Source organism: Thorsellia anophelis DSM 18579 (genome assembly GCF_900111395.1).
GTDB lineage: Bacteria > Pseudomonadota > Gammaproteobacteria > Enterobacterales > Thorselliaceae > Thorsellia > Thorsellia anophelis.
The window spans coordinates 17,376-40,082 of the sequence record NZ_FOHV01000017.1 but is presented as its reverse complement, the minus strand read 5'-3'; the positions used below and the strand labels follow the sequence as shown (position 1 = coordinate 40,082).

At 36.9% G+C, this 22,707-nt stretch carries 14 protein-coding genes; 9 read left to right on the top strand and 5 right to left on the bottom strand.

Going from position 1 to position 22,707, the window contains the following annotated elements; genetic code table 11:
* Nucleotides 1–69 precede the first annotated feature (69 nt).
* The 8 genes from BMW37_RS10175 to BMW37_RS15990 all read left to right on the top strand — a co-directional run bounded on the left by BMW37_RS10175 (nt 70) and on the right by BMW37_RS15990 (nt 15,467).
* The gene (locus BMW37_RS10175; protein ID WP_093320563.1) at nt 70–2,217 is read left to right on the top strand and encodes an Ig-like domain-containing protein; all 2,148 of its coding nucleotides are present in this window, start codon (nt 70–72) and stop codon (nt 2,215–2,217) included.
* A gap of 504 nt (nt 2,218–2,721) precedes the next feature.
* Nucleotides 2,722–4,929: a type I secretion system permease/ATPase gene (locus BMW37_RS10170; protein WP_093320561.1), complete on the top strand. Its 2,208-nt coding sequence runs from the start codon at nt 2,722–2,724 to the stop codon at nt 4,927–4,929.
* Between the two features lie 2 nt (nt 4,930–4,931).
* Nucleotides 4,932–6,209 carry an HlyD family type I secretion periplasmic adaptor subunit gene (locus BMW37_RS10165; protein ID WP_218139521.1) on the top strand — a complete coding sequence of 426 codons (1,278 nt, stop codon included), beginning with the start codon at nt 4,932–4,934 and terminating at the stop codon, nt 6,207–6,209.
* A 16-nt stretch (nt 6,210–6,225) separates the two neighbouring features.
* Nucleotides 6,226–7,680 carry a TolC family protein gene (locus BMW37_RS10160; protein WP_093320558.1) on the top strand — a complete coding sequence of 485 codons (1,455 nt, stop codon included), beginning with the start codon at nt 6,226–6,228 and terminating at the stop codon, nt 7,678–7,680.
* Between the two features lie 12 nt (nt 7,681–7,692).
* Entirely contained in the window at nt 7,693–10,092 is a 2,400-nt protein-coding gene (locus tag BMW37_RS10155) for an inverse autotransporter beta domain-containing protein (protein ID WP_093320556.1), read from the top strand.
* A gap of 377 nt (nt 10,093–10,469) precedes the next feature.
* Nucleotides 10,470–14,042 carry a transcription-repair coupling factor gene (mfd, locus tag BMW37_RS10150; RefSeq protein WP_425441790.1) on the top strand — a complete coding sequence of 1,191 codons (3,573 nt, stop codon included), beginning with the start codon at nt 10,470–10,472 and terminating at the stop codon, nt 14,040–14,042.
* Between the two features lie 521 nt (nt 14,043–14,563).
* Nucleotides 14,564–15,157 (top strand): hypothetical protein, encoded by a 594-nt coding sequence (locus BMW37_RS10145; protein ID WP_093320549.1) that lies wholly within the window; start codon nt 14,564–14,566, stop codon nt 15,155–15,157.
* A 112-nt stretch (nt 15,158–15,269) separates the two neighbouring features.
* On the top strand, nt 15,270–15,467 hold the full coding sequence (locus tag BMW37_RS15990; RefSeq protein ID WP_425441789.1) for a zinc ribbon domain-containing protein: 198 nt from the start codon (nt 15,270–15,272) through the stop codon (nt 15,465–15,467).
* Between the two features lie 230 nt (nt 15,468–15,697).
* On the opposite strand, the gene BMW37_RS10135 is transcribed toward BMW37_RS15990, so the two are convergent.
* Complete coding sequence (locus tag BMW37_RS10135) at nt 15,698–16,171, bottom strand: macro domain-containing protein (protein WP_093320546.1); 474 nt, start codon at nt 16,169–16,171, stop codon at nt 15,698–15,700.
* A gap of 774 nt (nt 16,172–16,945) precedes the next feature.
* Nucleotides 16,946–17,809, bottom strand: coding sequence for an IS30 family transposase (locus tag BMW37_RS10130; protein WP_093320544.1), 864 nt, complete (start codon nt 17,807–17,809; stop codon nt 16,946–16,948).
* Between the two features lie 145 nt (nt 17,810–17,954).
* On the opposite strand from BMW37_RS10130, the gene BMW37_RS10125 reads away from it, so the two are divergent.
* A complete protein-coding gene (locus tag BMW37_RS10125; RefSeq protein WP_093320541.1) occupies nt 17,955–18,551 on the top strand; it encodes a hypothetical protein in 597 nt (198 codons plus the stop codon).
* Nucleotides 18,552–18,653: 102 nt separating this feature from the next.
* Here BMW37_RS10125 and malG read toward each other — a convergent pair whose 3' ends face one another.
* The 3 genes from malG to malE form a co-directional block, all read right to left on the bottom strand.
* A complete protein-coding gene (gene malG / locus BMW37_RS10120; protein WP_093320538.1) occupies nt 18,654–19,544 on the bottom strand; it encodes a maltose ABC transporter permease MalG in 891 nt (296 codons plus the stop codon).
* 12 nt (nt 19,545–19,556) lie between these two features.
* Nucleotides 19,557–21,125 carry a maltose ABC transporter permease MalF gene (gene malF, locus BMW37_RS10115; RefSeq protein ID WP_093320535.1) on the bottom strand — a complete coding sequence of 523 codons (1,569 nt, stop codon included), beginning with the start codon at nt 21,123–21,125 and terminating at the stop codon, nt 19,557–19,559.
* A 258-nt stretch (nt 21,126–21,383) separates the two neighbouring features.
* Nucleotides 21,384–22,574 carry a maltose/maltodextrin ABC transporter substrate-binding protein MalE gene (gene malE / locus BMW37_RS10110; protein WP_425441788.1) on the bottom strand — a complete coding sequence of 397 codons (1,191 nt, stop codon included), beginning with the start codon at nt 22,572–22,574 and terminating at the stop codon, nt 21,384–21,386.
* Between the last annotated feature and the right edge of the window lie 133 nt (nt 22,575–22,707).

Below are 22,707 nucleotides of genomic sequence, written 5' to 3'. Positions count from 1 at the left end.
ACTCAAACAGGCTAATGATTAAGCCAATTTATCAGTACAGCAATACAATTAGATTAATAAGAGGACATGATGTCTATAACAAAAGTGATTATTACGAGTCAAACAGGGAAAACAAAAACCGTTAAGATTGGCAAAGCGACAAGCATTAAATTTAAGCAAGGGGATACATTGTTAATCGGCACCGAAGAATTCCCTTATAGTTTAGTTAATCCAAACCTTACCGCAGTTCGAAAAGGTGATACTTTAGAACTTGCAATTAACGCAGAAGAAAATTCAATATTAATTATAGAAGATTATTTTCAAACTGCGGTGAATGGTGATATAAGTTTAATTTCAGGTGTCAATGAAGCGACAACACTGATGCTCGCAAATGGTGAATCAATCATCACCCTTTCAAATAATACCTTCATGGGCGCATCTGTGAACGGTGCAACTCATTATATAGAAGTAGGTCAATATGAAAGCCTAGCAGCAAGTTTTGAAATATTTGATACAACTACGCTTTTAACCTTGGGAGCAGCTGTCGCAGGGATAGGAGTTTATGCGTTAACTTCAAGTAGTAGCGAAGATGAAAATCAATCAAATTCAAATAATGATTTAGTGTTCGCTCCAAAAGAACTTAAAGCAACTGATATTTCCATTGTCCATGTTGGGGATGATGATAAATTTGTGAGTTCAGCAGGAAAAAATGGTGAAATCAATACGCTTACACCTGAAATAGAAGGTGCGACTAATTCTGCTAGTATGGGTAATGAGATAGTCATTGAACTTGCAGATGGCAAAACGTACACCACAACAGTTCAAGCAAATGGTAGTTGGTTTTATAAATTCCCTAAAGATGTATTTAAAGCGGGTGATAAAGGGGTATTTAAAATTTATGAACAAAATAGCAAAGGTGAAAAATCGAAACCCATTGAAGTACCTTTTGAAATAGACTTAGTCAAACCAACAGAGTTTACTAAACCTATTTTGGTGGGGGCAGCAGATGACGGTTCAGTTAATACAGATAAACCTACCATCAAAGGGGAAAAAGCTGAACCTGGCGCGAAAGTGAAAATCTTGTCACCTACAGGCAGTACACATTTTGTTGATGTAGACAAAGATGGTAAATGGACTTTCACTTTTCCTGATCTTAAAATGACTGAAGGCCAGAAAAAAGAGATTACCGTTACAATTTTGGATCAAGCGGGTAATGTTGGCGATGAGACTTTTACGATTCCTATCATACGTGATTTAACACCGCCTGTTGCACCAAAATTAAGTTTAACACCCGCGACTGATGATATTGGACCTATAAAAGGTATTTTAAGTGATGCTAATTGGACGGATGATTCTAAACCTGTTTTTACTGGAACCGGTGAAGTTGGCATGACCCTTTTAGTCTATGTTGATGGACAAAAGTTAAGTGTAAAAACCCCAATAACAGTTGATAAAAATGGCCAATGGATTTTTGAGTTTGAAACAGCATTAACTGAGGGTAATCGTAAAATAGAGTTTAGATTACAAGATTCAGCAGGTAATATTAGCCAAAGTAGTTCGCCTTTTTATTTAAATATTGATACTGTCAAATTGACTAAAAGTGTTATCAGCGAAGTCTATATCAACTCTGATGGCGATACAATTAATAATGGGGAAGAGGTTTTAAGTAAAACGCCTGTATTAATAGGTAATGCCAATAGCAATATTGAGAAAGTTATTCTGTATCAGTTTGATCCTAAAAATGGGAATGGTATTGAGTTAGGAGAAGCAGATGTATCGTATGGTAAATGGAGTTTCCATTTAAATGAAGATATGCTTGTTAATGGGTTAAATAATATCAAAATCATACCTGTTTCAAAAGCGGGTAATGACATGCTATTAGAAGAGGCACCAAATATTACGTTTAATTATCTGAAGGAAACAATTGTGTTAAATTCGATTGCACTAGAGGATGAGTTTGATCTTCAATTGTTAAATCAGAATAGTTATAGTCAATTTGTTGAACCAAATCCTGTGAGCTCATATTTGTCGCTTGAAGCACAAATTCAATTAGATACACTCCTTTTTGAGAGTGTTCATACTGTTGATATTACATCAATTGAGAGGAGTTCATTTTCATCAGACGAAGTGGAACACGCTTCAGAACAATCACGAGAATTGTTTAGTCCAGCCCAAGTCGATTCTATTTATTTAGATATAGATACACAAATTCTTCAATTTTACAGTTTAGTAGATTAGAGTAGATTGACTACATAAATATTGAATAGTTTATAAAATTATCAAGTCGTAGCAAGATATTTTAAATTGATAAATTTATATATTCGTTATTTTAATTAAATGGCGAATATATGTTTTTAGATGTAAATATATTTCATTATCTAATTGCGTGTAACAATATTAAGTTTATTGTAACTTGTTGTTTGTTTTCATGCTATTTGGTTAGATATTAGTTTAAAACCATGTTAATGTATCTCTCAGATATAAAGTATACGCATTAAATTGTTAGTTTGGCGTTGCTTTAATGCCATAAATCCAAATTAAATTAATTAATAATTATCTCTCAGTAAAATGAAGAGTATCGATTTTCTGTGCAGGATTTATTACTTAGACAAAATAAAAAACACAATGCGCACTAATAATAAGTTACTAAAAGAGTATTTAAAATTAAACGTTATAAAAGTTGTAATATCAGTAAATAAATGGCTGATAATCCTAATATTTAATACCTGTAATGAGTGATATATGGTTGACCAAACTATTAAACAAAAAAATAATGCCCTAATTTCAGATATCATGACATTGAATGAAACCCAAGATAGCCTATTAGGCTCGATTGCGTGGATTTGTACGTTCTATAAGATCGAGATCAGCGAAGCGGCGCTTTCTGCTGGTGCGCCAAAAACTGGTAAAATCACCCCTACAGGTGCCCTTGGATTAATGGAACATATCGGTTTAAGCGGCGCTTGGTCAAAACGTGGCTTATCGACACTTTCTTCGTTCTTATTACCTGTCATTGCGTTAAGAAATGACGGTACGCATTTAGTCATACAAGCAAAAGTCAAACAGGCTAAAAAAACACTATTTCGGGTCATTTTACCTGAAAGCGGTTACGGTGAAGCGATGCTTAGTGAGGATGAGTTACTTGCTGAATGTACACCAGGGTATTTTCTGCTTGTTAAACTCAAATCAAAACTTAAAAAACAGCCTGTAATCGGCGTAGATGATAAAAGAGCAGCTAACTGGTTATTTGGAACATTCTTTAAGTATAGATCGTATTATTATAGTGCAGCAATGGCCGCGTTGCTGGCTAATATCCTTACTTTGGCTGGTACATTTTTTACAATGAATGTATATGATAGGGTCATTCCGACCCAAGCTTACGCAACGCTTTGGGCGCTTGGTATTGGTGTGCTGGTGGCAATTTTATTTGAGTTTATTTCAAGGCAAATCAGGGCGCATCTTGTCGATATGGCAGGAAAAAAAATTGATTTAGTGCTAGGGAGTTTTTTGTTTCGAGAATTTTTAATTACTCGAATGGAATTTCAACCAAATTCAACGGGGTCATTTGCGAATCAATTTCGAGAATTTGAATCAATACGTGACTTTATGAGCTCTGCAACACTTGCGACACTGTCTGATATTCCTTTTGGTTTTTTATTTTTATTTATCATCTATTCCATAGGTGGTCCACTGATTATTGTGCCACTACTGCTTGTTCCCATTATTATAATAATTTGTATCGCAGTGCAATGGCCACTGTCAAAAGTCATGAAGGAAAATATGAGGGAAAGCTCGCTAAAACAAGGCATGCTAATCGAAAGTATAGCTGGTATAGAGACATTAAAAGCAGTTCGTGGTGAGCCGACCATGCAAAAAAAATGGGAAGATTTTAGTGCGTTATCAGCCGCAACTTCAATGAAAACAAAAGCCATTACGAGTACAGCGATGGGACTGATTTCAACCTTCCAGCAAATTTGCACAGTCGCATTGGTTATTTATGGTGTGTACTTGATAGGAGCGGGTGAATTAACTCAAGGGGCATTAATTGGAACTGTTATTTTATCAGGACGCATCATTGCTCCTCTTGGTGCATTGATGGGACTTGCGGTGCGATTTCAGCAAGCAAAAGTTGCAGTTAATAGTTTAACTAAATTCGTCGAGCTTGCAGTAGAAAAAGATGCCGGTAAGACTTATTTATCTAAACCAGAACAAACGGGTAAAATTAGCTTAAAAGATATTTCATTTTCCTACCCAGCGCCGCCCATGCAGCCAAATCCTAAGGTACTGGATAATATTTCATTAGATGTGAACAAAGGTGAAAAAATTGCGATATTAGGATCGATAGGCAGTGGTAAATCCACCTTACTAAGAATTTTGGCAAGTTTATATCAACCGACAGAAGGGCATGTTCTTTATGACGGCATTGATAGTAAACAGATTGAACCTGCTGACATTCGTGCGAGCATAGGATTTATTGGGCAAGAAGCAATCTTATTTTCAGGTACGCTACGAGAAAATATCTTATTAGGCAATCCAATAGCCAATGCGACAACATTTGGATTAGCATGTCGTCTAGCAGGTGTTGACAAATTTGCTAACAGGCATCCACTTGGTTATGACATGCCTGTCGGCGAAGCTGGTAGAGCGTTATCAGGAGGACAAAGGCAGCTAGTTGCATTAGCGAGAACATTGCTCAATAGCCCAGATATCATATTAATGGATGAGCCGACAAGTAATATGGATGTTCAAACAGAACAAGTTTTTCTGACTCAACTTAATCAAGTGATTAAAAATCAAACGATTATTGTGAGTACGCATCGTTACTCAGTCTTAAATATAGTAGATAGGATAATCATACTAGATGGAGGCAAAAAAGTCGCTGATGGACCAAAAGAGCAAGTGCTCGAAGCGCTTAGGAAAAATAAAAATACCACTAATGGGGAATCTTAGTGATGACAGTTGAAAAACAAACACTTACAACACTTGAAAGTGAAGCAGTTAAAGAAATTCATGACAAAAATATCAAAACAAGCGGTATTGATATAGATTATATGAACGATCTTCAATCAGCGTTATTAATCCAAAAGCCTAAAAGAAGCCGTATGGTTCTTGGGTTAATCATGATTTTATTTACCTCATCATTAGTTTGGGCAAATTACGCAATTGTGGATGAAGTGACAGTTGCTGAAGCGCGAGTGATTCCAGCAAGTAGAGAACAATTAATTCAAAGTTTAGAAGGTGGTGTAATCGAGTCAATATTAGTGCGTGAAGGTAGTATCGTAAAAAAAGATGAACCGTTAGCAGTAATAGATGCAACTCGCGCAGAAGCCTTCGTTCGTGAAACTGAATCCAAATTAGTGGCATTAGAAGCGCAGGCAGCCAGATTTAGAGCCGAATCTAATCAAAGTGAATTAATCTTCCCACAAAACATTCACCATGCTACAGATGTGATTAAAGTGGAAACTGATGCGTTTAATGCAAGAATTAAAGGGTTAGAGGAAAGCCTTGAAGCGCTTAAAGTTAGCTATAGCTTAATTAATGATGAAATTTCATTATCTGAGCCTTTATCCAAAAAAGGACTCATATCTAATGTTGAAATTTTGCGTATGAAACGCCAAGCTAATGATATTCAGCTTCAAATACTGGATAAGCGAAATCAATTCTCTTCACAAGCGAGCGCTGAACTAAGTCGTGTTGAATCCGAAATTGGCCAACTACGTGAAAGTATGATTGCTAGAAAAGATGTGGTTGATAGAAGTACCATTAAATCACCTGTTGATGGTATTGTCACGACTGTTAACATTACCACTATAGGTGGGGTTGTGCCACAAGGTGGGCAGATTATGCAAATTGTCCCAACTGGCGATGAACTGTTACTGGAAGCTAAAGTCAAACCAACGGACATGGCATTTTTAAAATTAGGTGCGCCTGCTGTTGTTAAGGTATCTGCTTATGATTACGCAATTTATGGTGGTCTTGAGGGCGTCGTTGAACACATCAGTTCAGATGCAATTGAAGAAACAGATGCTAATGCGCAACGTAAAGGGGTAGAAACTTATTATCGAGTCTTAGTTAGGACCGATAAAGCTTATTTACAAAGAGACGTTAAACGTTTTGAGATTATCCCAGGTATGACAGGGATTGTTCAGATCAAAACTGGTCAAAAATCCATTTTATCCTATATCCTCAAACCAATATTTAAAGCGCGCGAAGCGTTTCGTGAAAGATAAGGATACTTTATTCACTATGAATCATTCTTCGATGCGAAGCACTAAGATGTCTTTTATTAACGGTTTTGTTGGCAAATTAGGCTTAACTTTACTCTGTGCACTACTTGTTAGCTGTTCTCACAAACCTACGTATGAAAAAAATGTCCCTTTAAAGGGCAGTTCAGTGAAAGCTAGAATGAATACTCAAAACCAAGCTGGAACTGTCAGCAAAGCGGGTAACAGTACCAATGCTTTTGCTAAATTACAAATTAATCCTTTATGGGTTTTTTTGCATAATACTGCGCTGGTCTCCTTATCCTATAGTGCTGAAATCAAACAGGCTGAAACTACTGCGCTCAGTACAAAAGAACGAATTGATGTAGTTAAAGGACAGCGTTATCCACAAGTAAATGTATCTAGTAGCTCTCCGAGAATCGCCGTAGGGCAGTCAAATAAGGATAATAGTATTGTTTCAACTCAAGTCAATGTCGTTACTCCTATATTTGATTGGGGAAGAATCTCCGCTCAGGTTGAAGAACAAAAATATGCTTTTGAGTCTTCAAATATTGACTTGCGGCTAAAGCAAGATGAGATTGCTTATAACGTCCTATCTTACGCTGTTGAAATAGCGAGAGTACGTTCATTAATTCAAGTGACTGATTTGTACGTAATGCGAATGACGGAATTAGTCGATATGCTCTCACAGATTGTTGAAGCCGATCCTGGTCGAGCGAGTGAGTTGCTGCAAGCACAAACAAAGCAAATACAAGCATTCACTTCTAGAGACTCTTTGAATGCAAGATTAACTGAACTTGAGATCGGAATTAATAGATTATTGGGTGAAAATGTTTATATTCCAGGTGACTTGGCTTTCGATGTGGCAATTTTTGAGATGATTAATGAAAATGTATTATTAACCAATCACCCCTCCATTTTACAAGCTAATGCGATGTATAAAAAAGCAGTGTCCGCTGCAGAGGCGCTACACGCATCAAGATATCCGCAATTGAATTTAAATGTCACTAAAAATACTAATGATTTGGAGTATGAAGATAAGGACGATCCTTGGTTAGTAGGGCTGAATGTTTCTTGGGCTGCCTTTGAAGGTGGCTCTGCATCAGCTTCTGAACGCGCTGCAATTGAGGAAGCCAGAGCAATTTTATACCAACGTGAAACAATTTTGCGTGATCTAGATAACCGCATTAAGGCGGCTGAAAATCAGCGTGATAACGCACTATTTAGAAGTAAAGAATACAATAATCTAGTTATTGCAAGCCGTGAGGTTAAGCAATCTTTCTTTGAACAGTGGTTTCATTTAGGTAAAAAGCAGTTAATTGATGTGCTTGGTGCTGAATCTGATTTTTATAATAATGAACAAACATTTATTAACTTACAATACGATGCGTTTTTAGCACAGCTGAGAATTTATTCAGATTCTGGGATGTTGCTTTCTTGGTTAGATATTCAAGCTAAAAATATTACTCTTAATTAAAGGCCATAAATAATGAAACAAAGAATGATTTCGACACAATTAACAACGTCTAAAATTTTACTTGGTGTTACCATCGCTTCTTTAGTCTCGATACCCAATGCTTTAATAGCTGATACAGTAAACTATGGTAATTTAGGTATAAAATTAATTCCTTTTACGATAAAAGAAAAAACCAGTGTTTACCAGATAGCGACCAGAAGCAATTTAACGATTGAACAGCTGAATAATCTAAATAGAAATCAAATTAGAGGTCGAAAAGAGTTGTCAGTAGGCGAAACCATTTTTATTCCGTCAGATTCCACACTGGCTAAAGGTAATAATGGTCAATTGGCTAAAACTAATGGATTACAAGTAAATGATATAGAGGCAACGCCTGCACTTGTTGATAAGCCAACTACCGACGTAGATTTTGGCATTGTTGAAAGCAATCGAATAAAATCGGTCAATCAACAGAATGAACAGGTAATAAATAATAGTCAAGAGGATAGTGAAGTTTCAAGTTTAGAAGGGGTAAGTCTATCTAAGCTAATAAGCGATGAGCCAAGTCAAGCTAAGGTCACTGAGCAAACTGAAGCATCTGGTTCAATATCAATGGTACAAGCTCCCGTTCAGAATTCTGCTAATGGTATAATTTTGAATGAAAATGTGAACCAAACCCAATCTAATACATCCATTGCAAACAATAATGCAATCACCACACAGGCCAAGGCTGTTTCTGCATTGGCCGTTACTAAACCAACTCAGCCAATTGAGATAAGTCAGTCAAGTCAAAAAAATCAACAATCAGAGCCTTTGATTACTGCCCAAAATGCCCCTAACAATAATAATGGGCAAAATACACAATTTGTGGCAGTGAATTCTATCAGTTCTACTAATGTAATTGAATCATCAAATGTTACAGCAGCGAATCATTCTAGTCAGTCTACGCCTGATTCTAGAGCATTGACAAATAAGATCGAGCAAACAGTCTCAAACCAAGTTCAAAATGCATTAAATCGATTCGGTACTGCGCAGGTTGATTTAAATCTCGATGAAAAAGCTAAATTTAAATCCCTTAATTTCAATATACTTGGTAATCTTTATGAAACAGAAGATGGATTGTTTTTTGCCCAGGTTGGCGCCAACAATCAAGGTGAGGGAATTGAAAATAGAACAATAGGGAATTTAGGTTTAGGCTACCGTCATGATTTAGACACCCTTCGTGTGGGTGCGAATGCATTTATTGATCAAGATTTTTCAAATAATCACACTAGAATGAGTGTTGGAGCTGAAGCTGCGGCGGATTATTTATCCCTATCTTCCAATTTTTATGCCCCTATATCAGGTTGGAAACAGAGTGATATTATAGATACAAGAACAGGTGAAAGTTTAAAAGAGCGTGCAGCAAAGGGTTATGATATTAATGCTAATTTTTATCTACCACAACATCCTCAGTTAGGCGGCGGCTTGTTATTTGAACAATATTTTGGCGATGCTGTGGGGTTGTTTTCGGAAAATGAAAGACAAAAAAATCCATCAGCATTTGGTGCAAGTATTCACTATACTCCGGTGCCTCTTGTTACAGCTAAAGCTACGCATAAAATAGGCAACAGTGGTAAAAATGATACAACTTTAAATGTGGATGTGAATTTACAGTTAGGCCGCCCGATAGCCGAACAACTTGATCCTATGAACGTTGCAGAACTAAGGACACTTAAGGGTTCTAAATATGATATTGTTAATCGTAATTATTCGATTGTGTACGAATATGAAGCCGAAGCTGGTCAAGTTGTGATTGCAGGACCTAAAACAGCAAACGTAAATGAGATTGTCCAAATTCAACCGTCTTTAACACAAGGAGTAATTGCTAAAAGTTACACTTGGTATGTTATCTCACCAACCGGCAATCATGAGTATTTAGGCGAACACCTAGCATTACCTATCTCACAGGTAGGTCAGTACGCGATTAAACTTGCTGTTGAAACACAAGACAATCAGATTAAAATGTCCAATCAATTGTATATCGATGCCAATTATATAAACAATACGCACGCGACCTTATCCTTTGATAAACAGTATGCCTTAGCGAGTATTAACGTTGACAGTGAGCCTTTTGTTACAGCAATAGATGCTAATCAGCGAATCATTTTAACGTTTGATTTACCAGGAGAAGTGTCTTTAAATCAGAATGATACCCCTTCATTATTATGGAAATCGAGTTCATCAGGGATCTGTTCTAATTGGTGTGATTTAAGTCAAGGCAACATGAATGACATTAGATATGAGGTTAATAAAAATCAGGAAGGAGATTTCATTTTCCATGTAATCGGTTCTGAATCTTTAATCGAAACCCCTATCCAATTTAGTGCCGCGATTATGCTTGACGGGGTTGAGTATAAAGCTGTGACTGATGGTGAAGGACAATTTAATTAATTGATATGTGGTGTCAATTGGATCTCATCTAACTTGTTATACGCTCGTTAGATGAGATCATTGCATGGATTTCATCTGCTGAGACAGCAGTAATAAATTTAAGCAATTAATTCAATTCATCTTTCAAGTAGTAATAAACGTAACTTACCTCATTTCCTGATCCTCACCTCGCTTGTCAATTAATTGAATTACTGCCGGTAGAGACGTATTGTGTTATAATGGATTTTAACAAACTAAATCCTTTTTTAATTCTATTTTCTTGTTTACTCTAAATTAATATGCCAAATTCATTTATACAATCTGATTTAAAGGAAGCTACCGTCAGCTCCTTAATTCCCCTATTTTATGAAACAAGTAGTGCGATAGATGCAAAAGACATCAGTAATAAACAGCTGGTTGATCTTCCGACTAAATCAGGAGAACACAGGCATTTAGGGCAGATTGTGGGTATTGGAACTGCATTAGAATGCGCTGCTATGATAGCCAGATATTCAGGTGTTGTGTTGGTTGTCGCGCCAGATATGCAAACGACATTGCGCTTATTTGAGGAGATTAAGCCATTTACACCCTATCAAGTTTCATTATTTGCTGATTGGGAAACGCTGCCATATGATAGTTTTTCACCTCAACAAGAGATTATTTCAGATAGACTTTCATTACTCTCAAAATTAAAGCTGGAAACGAAAGGTGCAATTGTTGTCTGTATTACGACTTTAATGCAAAAAATTTGCCCAAATGATTTTCTTCATGCCCATGCACTTTTAATGACAAAAGGGCAGTTACTTTCAAGAGATTCTCTGTGCATTCAATTAGAAGAAGCGGGATATCGGCATGTCGATCAAGTGATGGAACATGGTGAGTATTCGACCCGTGGTGCATTACTTGATTTGTACCCTATGGGAAGTGAAATGCCTTATCGAATTGATTTTATGGATGATGAAATCGATAGTATCCGAACATTTGATGTGGATAATCAGAGATCATTAGAGATTGTTGATGAGATAAAATTATTACCTGCTCATGAATTTCCACTCGATAAAGCAAGCATTGAACTATTTCGTTCAAATTGGCGTGATAAGTTTGATGTACTCCGTGAAGAAGAACACATTTACCAGCAGGTTAGTAAGGGACTATTGCCAGGTGGGATTGAGTATTGGCAGCCCTTGTTTTTTGAAAGAGAATTGGTATCGTTATTTGATTATTTACCGAAGGAAACATTGATTACAACGCTCGGTCCATTAGAGAGTCAAATGACTAAGTTTTGGCAAGATTTAGAGTATCGATATGAAAATAGACGGGTTGACCCTATGAGACCCTTATTGCCACCCGATACACTTTGGCTCCATACTGAAGAGGTGTTTCGACATTTCAAAAATTTTCCGAGAATTCAGCTTCACTATGATAGTTTAGATGAAAAGGCAGGGCAATTTAATCTTGGTTACCAAAGTTTGCCTTATATTGCCGTTGATGCACAGAATAAAAATCCTCTTCAAGCCTTACGTGTGTTTTTACACTGCTATGAACAACCAATCTTATTTTCGGTTGAAACGGAAGGTCGCCGTGAAGCTTTGTTTGAACTATTAGCTAAGTCAGATATTAAAGCTAAACCGATTAGTGCAATAGTTGAGATGTTCGATGCAATAAACGAAACCAAAGATGCTAAGCCGTTTGCGCTAGCACCGAATGATGAGATTAAATTACCAAGTGAAGGTCGCTTAAATTCTAATTTGTTTGTTATTGTAGGACCTGCCCAGACAGGGTGTATTACACCACATTTTGCATTAATTTGTGAAACTGATCTGCTTGGGGAACGAGTCAATCAAAGGCGACAAGAGCGAAAACGGACAATTAATGCAGATACGTTAATCCGCAATTTAGCTGAGCTTAACATTGGTCAGCCCGTTGTTCATATCGAACATGGTGTAGGGCGTTATCAAGGATTAACCACATTAGAAACAAATGGGGTTGAAGCGGAATACCTTGTATTGACTTATTTGAATGACACGAAACTCTATGTGCCAGTTGCATCGCTTCATATGATTTCGAGGTATAGTGGAGGCGATAGTGAAACTGCACCTTTACACAAATTAGGCAGTGATGCATGGTCAAAAGCAAGACAAAAAGCAGCAGAAAAAATACGAGATGTTGCTGCTGATTTATTAGATGTGCATGCAAGGCGGGCTGCAAAACCTGGATTTGAATTTGTGCATGATAAAGAGGCTTATGAAACTTTCAGGGCAGGATTTCCGTTTGAAACAACTTACGATCAAGAGCAGGCGATCAATGCTGTATTGAGTGATATGTGCAGGCCTATCGCTATGGACAGGCTTGTGTGTGGTGATGTTGGATTCGGTAAGACTGAAGTGGCAATGAGAGCTGCTTTTTTGGCTGTTAATAATAATAAACAAGTAGCCGTATTGGTGCCTACAACACTGCTTGCTCAGCAGCATTTTGATAATTTTAGAGACCGTTTTGCTAATTTCCCTGTCAATATCGAGCTTATTTCTCGGTTTAGAAGTGCAAAAGAGACTCAAACCGTGCTGTCACAAACAGAAGAGGGAAAAGTTGATATTCTGATAGGAACCCATAAATTATTACAAAGTAGTGTTTTTTGGAAAGATTTAGGTCTGTTAATTATCGATGAAGAGCATCGCTTTGGCGTCAAGCAAAAAGAAAAAATTAAGGCTATGCGAAGTGATGTGGATATCTTAACATTAACTGCTACCCCTATTCCTCGGACGCTCAATATGGCAATGAGTGGTATTCGTGACCTATCGATTATCGCTACACCACCAGCAAGGCGTTTACCTGTTAAAACCTTTGTGCGTGAGCTAGATATGCCACTTATCAGAGAAGCCATCTTGCGTGAAATACTCAGAGGTGGTCAAGTTTATTACTTGTTTAATGATGTTAGCTTAATTGAAAAAACGAAAGAGCGCTTAGCTGAACTTGTTCCTGAAGCTAGGATTATCGTTGGTCATGGGCAAATGAGAGAACGGGAATTAGAGCGTGTTATGACGGATTTTCATCACCAACGCTATAACGTGTTATTGTGCACAACAATTGTAGAGACAGGAATTGATATCGCTTCTGCTAATACTATGATTATTGAAAGAGCTGATAAATTTGGTTTAGCACAATTGCATCAACTAAGAGGACGAGTAGGTCGCTCCCATCATCAGGCGTATGCCTATTTATTAACTCCTCCGGTTAAAGCATTATCTGTGGATGCCAAAAAACGTCTTGAAGCGATAGCCACGCTAGAAGATTTAGGTGCAGGGTTCACGCTTGCAACCCATGATTTGGAGATAAGAGGGGCAGGGGAATTATTAGGAGAGGAACAAAGCGGTCAAATCACGACCATTGGGTTTTCGCTTTATATGGATATGCTTGATAGCGCAGTCAATGCACTTAAAGAGGGGAAAGAACCTTCATTAGATGATTTAACTCAGCTGCATGCTGAAATAGATCTGCATATGCCAGCACTATTTCCAGATGATTACATTCATGATGTGAGCACACGCTTATCGCTATATAAACGTTTGGCAAGTGCAAATACAGAGGATGCATTGATTGAGCTTCGTATTGAGTTAGTTGATAGATTTGGCAAATTACCTGATGCGACTTTGAATCTACTTAAGATGCACGAGCTTAGACAAAAAGCTGATGATTTAGGTGTCAAACGTATCGATGCACATGATAAGGGTGGATTTATACAGTTTCATGAAAATAACAAAGTTGACGTAGGAGTCTTGATTGCTTTATTACAGCAACAACCACATGTTTTTCGATTTGACGGGCCAACTAAGGTTAAGTTTATGACTGATCTTAGCGATAGATCTAAACGTACTCTTTTTATTTTTGATTTACTCAAATATTTTTCGACCCAGGTTGAACAAGTAAGTGAAGAAATGGCAAAACCAAGCCCTGAAACCAAAAAGAAAAAATAGTAAGACATTACGTGTGTTTATCCGGTGCGCCGTATAATCCCGTTCAGTAGGGCAGGGAGGATGCCAAAAACTATCGATTGTTGAGAGAACTCTGAGTTCCCTTGTTGAATATCTAGGAATGACACCATGGGTGAATAAATTTACAAGTGGATGAATTGGTGTTGCTTTATGTTCTTATAAATCAATAAATTAAGTTTACTTCGGTTTTTTTAGAAAAAAACGAAAATAATTTGAACTTTTTCCAATATTAATGGTCTAAATCAGTACTTCATTCCTCTGCTTTAAAGTTTTATAACTTTAATAACCGGCTTTTAAAATTTTAGCCGGTTTTTTTTCGCTTGAATCTCACATTATTGTTTTTTCTCTCCTTAGCTTAGATTAACTTCAACCTTGGAAAGTGTACAGTACATGACAAATGAGTCGCTATTAGCTGAAAGCATCAGTTAATTTAGATTTAAAATCATGGTAGAATTCAACAAATCATATTCAGTATTTTATTCATTAATCTGTAAGGAACATTGATGGGACAGATAAAATCAAGCAAGCAAGCTGATAAAACTGAAAGTTTACACGTTAAAGCAAGCGAGCCTACACCAGTTGTTGCATTCTATGTTTATAAAACAAAAATAGTTGCTGTATTTTTAACTTGTATATTTTTCCTGTTACTTTCAGGAGGAATGTTGTTGTTAAGTAGTGGGGATATTTTAGCTGCCTACCAAAAACATCGGTTTATTTCATCAATTTTCTTGGGATTAATATTACTGGCAATAGTGCGTGGTTTAGCTTGGTTTATACAGAAAAAGAAGCCAGTGCTGACTTTATCAGAAACAGGAATCTATACCGATAATATGCTAAAACCATTGCCTCTAAGTGATATTGAAGATGTACAGGTGACATCCTTAACATCCAAACTTGTTGAGACTTGGACATTTGAATTTAAACTTAGTTCAACTGTAGGACCAATCGAACTGCAAGGTAATGACCTTACATCGAGTTATGATAAAAATACACATACTTATCGATTTGAGACAATAGAGTTAAAAGGATACGATAAAGGTCATGTTGTTCAACTGATAAAGCATTATAAAAATATCATGAATGCTAAAAGCAATTGAGGTTGTAGATATTCTTAACATCCGGAACCTGGTAAGCGGGTCGCTCAAAAGTCTGGCTTGAACGGCTCGATCCTTAATCAAGGTTGTGGAGAGTTTAGGCGACAGTTAACGTATAAAATGGAGTGGCATTTATTTGGTAGCGGTTTCCCCCCGAACACAAGCCAGACATGCCCGCCCGTATTGTGGTCACATTGCTAGGGAAAACCAACGGACACAAGCCCAGTTTCAATGTGTCGATTGTGGTTATGAAAATCACGCCGATGTGGTCGGTGCGATTAATATTTTAGAGCGAGGGCACCGTGCTTGTTAGCTTGTGGAGATAATGTGCGGTTAGACATCTCTTTGAAGCAAGAACCCACCGAAGTGACTCCTTTAAGTAATTGAAGGTGCGCAGTAGGGAACCCCTTGCTTTAGCAGGAGGATGTCAAGTATGTCAAGTAATGATATAAAAGGATCTAGCAAACTAGATAGATAATGATCTATAAGTAGAATCAATGTAGCTTTTCTCTATGTCATTTCAACCAGTTTACTAGTTTGATCTTATGTGTTATTTAATTCCGTTTTAAAAGGTTCAAAAACAATAATCTCTACATCTGGCAGAGAGCTCATTTCTTTTTGAATTTCAATACGTACTTCATTCCAATTCAGACCACCAAGACCTGAACCCAGCGCAGGTAAAGCAACCGACTGGATATTGAGTTCACCTATAACTTTGATTAAATCTTTTAGACCTAATTGAATGTCCTCAATTTTGCTCTGGTTTCTCCAGTGTCGTTTAGTAGGAAAATTAATAATAAAACTAGGATTGATAAGTAATTTGTTACGATGGACAAACATTTTGCCTGGCTGTACTTCTTTTCTATTACATGCTGCCACATAGTCTTTATAGTTTTCAGTATATCGCTGTTTAAATTGAAGGGCTATACCACGGCCCATAACACCTACACAATTAACAGGGTTAACAATTGCCTCAACATTTTCAGTGAAAATATTACCTGTCTTAAAAATAATCATGATATCTCCATTTTAGTAATACAAATTTTTTGAAATGGTTATATGCGGTTTATGCTAAGTAATAGTTAAAATATCAGATACCAAACTGAGTACAAAACGATGGATTGACGACTGATAAGCTACTTTTTCCTTTTATCTAATAAAAGTGTGTTTTTTCATATAATTGGTTGTTACTCTTAACTGGATTTAAGATCACGATATTAAACCTATCCCAATTGCGTGTATTACGATCTTTCCAGCGCCTAGGATGCTTAAAGCATACTTCTTGGTACACGGGTTTCTTGACTCATATAGCTTTTTATCTTCTTGTCTATGACGCTGTCTTTGGGCGACATATTTAATACACTTGTGTCTATGTACGTGATTGTATCAAAAAACAAAATTATTTACCTATTTTGCAGCTTCTTCAAAAGTTCTGGCCCCGTCTTTAGGTATATCGTTCTCGTTTTCATGCTAGCAAACAAGCTCTAAGAATAAGCGTTATCATTACTCACGCCAGGTCGGCTAAATGTAGACACAATACCTCGATAAATATGCTCTAAGCGGTTGTGGTGACCTATTTTGTATTTTTTTACGACTTTTTCAGAGTTTTTCTACTCGCTAAAATCTTTATTGTAATGCTAAATAAATACGGCGAATTCAAGTCATAAGTGCATAGCCCTCGAAAATTTTTTCTCTGGTTATGTCTGTTAGTTCCTCGAATACTTCATAGGGTGTTTTATAACCCAAACATTTTCTTGGTCTGCTATTTAGTTTACTAATAGCATCAAGTACTTATACTACTACTTCAGCATCATTTAGTTGCCTCGATTTAGGGAAGTATTGCCTTAAGAGGCCATTTGCATTTTCATTTTGTCCTCTTTCCCAAGAATGATAAGGTTTAGCAAAATACGTTTCACATCCTAATTTGCCTGCTATAACTTCATGCGCTGCAAACTCCCTGCCATTATCAAATGTGATGCTTAGCACTACTTCTTTTATAGGTTCAAGCATTTGCATAATCGCATTCGTGACTTCTTCAGCGCTTTTGCGGGGAACAGGCAAGGCTAGTCGTAGTTTTGATTTTCGCTCATCCAAGGTTGCTAATGCACCTTTCTGTTTGTTTCCAATCATAGTATCAGCTTCCCAGTCACCGACTCGTGTTCGGTTATTAGCTGCTTCTGGTCTTTCATCAATATCTCTTCTATTCGGTATACCAGACTTGCTACCCGTGGTACCGTAACGCTTTCTATAGGACTTACCTTGATGTCTTAAATGTGTATACAAATCACCGCCTGCTCTTTTATCAGCTAGGATATATTGGTAGACTGTTTCATGATGCAATTTAATTATGCCGTTACTTGATAACCGTCCCACTATTTGTTCAGGGCTCCATTCTCGACGAAGGTATTTATCAATTTTTTTAGTTATCTCAGCTGTCAATTTTACGTGCTTATGCTTATCTTTATGGCGTTGTAAGGCTTTGCTATTTGCTTGCTGGTAACGATACCCTCGTTGACCTTTATTACGGTTAACTTCTCTGCTGATTGTACTTTGTGAACGCTCAAGATCTCTTGCTATTTGTGATAAAGACATTCCTTTTTTCAATGAAGTATTGATATAATGCCTTTCTTCAAGACTCAGGTGATTGTAGCTCATTGTGTAGCCCTCTGCTTAGTTTGGTCGCTTAGCATTATGTCTCTGAGTCTTGATCTTTTCGATCATCAATTAATGCCATGCGACTCACAGCGGCTATGCACTTATTATACGAATCCACGTTTTATCTTTTCCTAAGGATACCTATATGCAAAACGATTCAACTTCAGATTATCTGCCAGAGGCTTTAAGGATAAGGGCTAATCAGCCTACGCCTAAAATTGAGTTTTATGCTTCAAAGACAAAAATGTTTATCATAGTCATAATTTCAGTCCTTTTTTTATTGGGCGTATTAGCGGTTTTATTTAGCAGTGGACAAAATATTGAGGCAACCTATGAGCAGCATAAAGTGGTTGTTTTAATTTTTGGTGGTATTTCAGTTCTAGCAGTAGTCAGGGGATTTATTTGGTTCAACCAGCGTAATAAGCCTGCATTGATTTTGTCTGAAGAAGGAATTTTCGTCGGTAATATGTACCAAGCATTACCGCTCACACAAATCGATCAGATTGAATTAGAGACATTCAGTCATATGGGGAATAAGACTTGGATCTTTCATTTTAATTTAATTTCTGATGCCCCTGAGTTAAAATTAAAAGGGATTGATTTTAATTCAAAATACATTAAATCATCTCATTCATATCGATTTGAAACACTGCCATTTAAAGGTTACTCTCAACATAAATTTGTTGAATTAGTTAATGAATATCAATACATCATTGCTGCAAGGGAATCTTTAAACCAATAAATAGAGAATGATGGTCTTCAAGTGGTAATATACCATATACTAAAAGGGCAAGTTAATGAGATTAACTTGCCCTTTATAATTTTGAGGGTAGATTAAATCTAGTTAGCCTTTAACGCCACCAGAGGTTAATCCCCCGACCAACCATTTCTGTGCAATCAAGAATACAGCTGTAATTGGAATAGCTGACAAAATTGCGGCAGCGGCAAAATCACCCCATAGATAATTTTGAGGATTGAGGTATTGTTGCATTCCAACTGCTAAGGTATAGCTACTGACATCACGAAGCAACAATGAAGCTACCGGTACCTCAGTAATGGTTCCGATAAAGGCTAGAATGAACACAACCGCCAAAATTGGTACCGAAAGAGGTAACAATACCAATCTAAATGCTTGCCATGGTGTTGCGCCATCTAATGCTGCAGCTTCTTCTAATGAGCCATCAATGGTTTCAAAATATCCTTTAATTGTCCATACATGCAGGGCAATCCCACCTAAGTAAGCAAAAATCAGTCCACCATGAGTATTTAGGCCTAAAAATGGAATATACTGACCGATGCGTTGAAATAGAGCGTAAATCGCAACTAAGGCTAATACTGCAGGAAACATTTGAAATATCAGCATGCTCTTAAGTAAAACAGATTTACCTTTAAATTTCATTCTCGCAAACGCATAGGCACAAGTTGTGGATAAAGACACAATACAGACCGCTGTAATAAATGCAATTTTAACTGAATTCCATAACCATAACAAAACAGGGAAGGGTGGGGGGACGACCCTACCGTCAGCACGCACAATATCCATGCCTAATGCTAATTTCCAGTGATCCCAAGATATCTCAGATAAAAATATGTCTCCTGTTGAGAAATTACCAGGCCTAAGCGAAATAATAAATACCATCAGTAATGGGAACATGATCCCAGAGACAAACGTCAATAAAAAAGCATGTGTTAAAAATATTCTACGCTTTTGCGCTTTAGAAGTTACTATTGCCATATCAAAAGCTCCTTAATCAAATTTCATGCGGCTTGCTTTCATATTGATGATGGCGAGAGCACCAACAATAAGAAATATAATTGTGGAAATAGCTGCGGCTAAACCGAAGTTTTCACCGCCACCACCTTCAAAGGCAATCCGGTAGGTATAACTAACTAGTAAGTCTGTATGACCTGCTGGTGCAGTAGTGTTGGTCATATTTGGACCGCCTCGAGTTAACAGCATAATCAAAACGAAGTTATTAAAATTAAATGCAAATGATGCAATCATTAATGGTGTTAATGGTTTTATTAATAGTGGCAAAGTGATTTTAGTAAAGTTCTGCCAAGGGGTTGCACCATTTAAAGCAGAAGCTTCATATAAATCATCAGGAATCGCTTTAAGTAGTCCCATGCAAAGGATCATCATATAAGGATAGCCTAGCCAGGTATTAACAATCACAACCATCGCTTTTGCGAGGAAGGGGTCATTAAACCACTCAGGTGAGATACCAAATAATAAATCCAAAAATTGATTGATTTCACCAAATTTTTGATTGAATAATCCCCTAAAAATCAGAATGGAGATAAAACTTGGAACTGCATATGGTAGTATCAAAAGTACTCGATAAATTGCCCTGCCTCTTAATGCTTCCCATTGAACAAGACTTGCCAAAATGGTACCAAGTGCAGTTGTGAAAAATACAGTTAAAGCAGAGAAAGCGACTGTCCATATAAAAATGCTAAAAAATGGTCCTCTGATATTTTTATCTGTGAAGACTTTAATGAAATTATCCCAACCGATGGAAACAGAAAATCCAGATTCTGTATTTGTTCCTTGGATAAAATTGCCATTTTCATCAATTTGTTGAAAAAAGCCTACCTCGAAGTTAGGTCGTATTAATACCCCAGTTTCAACATTTTTAAGGGTTTCTCCATCTTCTTGGAGAATATATAATGGTTTTGTTACCGCAAATTCTCGCAATGATTTCATGCGAATTTCTCGGCCATCAGGCATTAAACCAATGAATGATTTTAAGACATTACGAGCTGATGTCACTTCTTTTGGTGTTGCTTTCTCTGTTACAGGTAAATCATTTGTTTGGACCACGTCGACTAGTTCAGTCAGTGGTGAGTTAAGCGAAAATGGGTTAGAAACGAAATTTTCACCAGTCTGTGAATCTGTGAATGCAAGCACCCAATCTTCACCTTGATGATGAAGAGCAAAGTTTAATACTTCACCTGAAACAGACTGTCTTGACATGAGAACAGATTGAGCACGTTCATAAGTTAATTGGTTTTTACTGCTATAATTTGTAAAGCCAATCGCAATTGTTGATATAAGTGGAAATAAAATAAACACACCAATGCCAGATAGACCTGGAAACACATATCGCCAGGAGTAGGCTCTTTGACTCGTGAATATATAAATTCCTCCACCTAGCATAACAAGCGTCAACAGAGCAAATAAAATCTCACCCTGTGCATACATGATTGTGACTAGATAGCCAGTAATTAAAATACTCAAAAGGACAACGGCCCATTTTACAAAGAATAAAATTGGACTCGGTTTAGGTTTGCGAGAGCTGATTAGAGTTGTCATCTTTTTTTCCATTGAGTTGTGTCTGTTTTGTCACAACAGAACATTTTATCTTAGTTCAATGTGATATTACCAATTAATTAATATAACTTTAAAATTTGTAATGATATTATTCAAGTGCGATGTAGATTAGTCAGTTGATCAACTAAGCATTATTAATATTAATCCGTAACCTAAATTATTATCATATTTAGGTTACGGGCACTACAATCATCCCCCTATAGCATCAAAATTAAATGAAATAGGGGTTATTTAGTTTGTTTATTCAGTAACACCACGACGAATACGGTCTGCTGCGTCATTAGCCGCTTCTTCTACGTTTTGTTTATTATTGATTACATTTAAGACTGCATTACGAGTCGCATACCAAAATGCAGCCATTTGTGGAATGTTAGGCATAATTTCACCATTTTGAGCATTTTGCATAGTCGCTGCAATACGTGCATCTTTTTCTAATTCAGCTTGGAAAGTTTTAAGAGCAACAGCACCTAATGGTTTATCATTATTAACTGCAGCTAATCCTTCATCGGTGATGAAGAAGTTTTCTAAAAACTCAACCGCTAAATCTTTATTTGGACTCGCAGCATTAATCCCTGCACTCATCACACCAACGAATGGTTTTGAGGGATTACCTTGGAAAGTAGGTAAGACAGCCACGCCATAATTGACACCAGTTTGGTCCATATTTGACCAAGCCCATGGACCATTAATGGTTAAAGCAACATCACCTTTGTTAAAAGCTGCTTCTGCAATTGAATAGTCAACATCAGCACTCATCATGTTGCCTTTAATCATTTCAGATAAGAACTGTAGGCCAGCTTTAGCGCCTTCTGAGTTTACACCTATATCATTTGTATCAAAACCTTCTGCGGTTGGTTTAAATGCGTACCCGCCTGCAGCTGCAATGAGTGGCCATGTAAAGTAAGGCTCTTGTAAGTTAAACATGATAGCACTTTTATTTTGTTTCTTAAGTTCAGCATCAAGTGCCACTAGCTCTTCCCATGTTTTAGGGGCTTCAGGCACAATATCCTTATTATAAATTAATGATAAGGACTCAATTGCAATCGGGTAAGCAATAGTTTTACTGTTAAATTTAACAGCATCCCATGCAAATGGTACGATTTTATCTTTAAATTCAGCTGATGGATTTACTTCAGCTAGTAATCCTGATTCAGCATACCCACCAAAACGATCATGTGCCCAGATAATAATGTCTGGACCATCACCTGTTGCTGCCATTTGCGGGTATTTTTCTTCTAATTTATCAGGATGTTCCACAATAACGGGTACGCCCGTTTCAGCTTCAAATTTTTTGCCTACTTCTGCAAGACCGTTGTAACCTTTATCACCATTAATCCAAATAACCAATTTTCCTTCTTCTATTGCAGCAAGCGCTGAACCAGATATCGCTAAAGAAATTGCGAATGTTAATGTTTTTAGAGATTTTTTCATCATAGTCATATTCCTCAATATAGGGTTAACAGAATGTGTTTTTAACAATTATCTATAAACAACAAAAAATAAAAATTACAGCAAAGAACAAAACATAGCATTTATTGATTAAAATAGACAGATGCTAATAAAT

Bases quoted from the DNA above. Each gene is read 5' to 3' on its own strand.
- BMW37_RS10175 (WP_093320563.1), top strand. From the start codon at position 70: ATGTCTATAACAAAAGTGATTATTACGAGTCAAACAGGGAAAACAAAA.
- BMW37_RS10170 (WP_093320561.1), top strand. From the start codon at position 2,722: ATGGTTGACCAAACTATTAAACAAAAAAATAATGCCCTAATTTCAGAT.
- BMW37_RS10165 (WP_218139521.1), top strand. From the start codon at position 4,932: ATGACAGTTGAAAAACAAACACTTACAACACTTGAAAGTGAAGCAGTT.
- BMW37_RS10160 (WP_093320558.1), top strand. From the start codon at position 6,226: ATGAATCATTCTTCGATGCGAAGCACTAAGATGTCTTTTATTAACGGT.
- BMW37_RS10155 (WP_093320556.1), top strand. From the start codon at position 7,693: ATGAAACAAAGAATGATTTCGACACAATTAACAACGTCTAAAATTTTA.
- BMW37_RS10145 (WP_093320549.1), top strand. From the start codon at position 14,564: ATGGGACAGATAAAATCAAGCAAGCAAGCTGATAAAACTGAAAGTTTA.
- BMW37_RS10135 (WP_093320546.1), bottom strand. From the start codon at position 16,171: ATGATTATTTTTAAGACAGGTAATATTTTCACTGAAAATGTTGAGGCA.
- BMW37_RS10130 (WP_093320544.1), bottom strand. From the start codon at position 17,809: ATGAGCTACAATCACCTGAGTCTTGAAGAAAGGCATTATATCAATACT.
- BMW37_RS10125 (WP_093320541.1), top strand. From the start codon at position 17,955: ATGCAAAACGATTCAACTTCAGATTATCTGCCAGAGGCTTTAAGGATA.
- malG (WP_093320538.1), bottom strand. From the start codon at position 19,544: ATGGCAATAGTAACTTCTAAAGCGCAAAAGCGTAGAATATTTTTAACA.
- malF (WP_093320535.1), bottom strand. From the start codon at position 21,125: ATGACAACTCTAATCAGCTCTCGCAAACCTAAACCGAGTCCAATTTTA.
- malE (WP_425441788.1), bottom strand. From the start codon at position 22,574: ATGAAAAAATCTCTAAAAACATTAACATTCGCAATTTCTTTAGCGATA.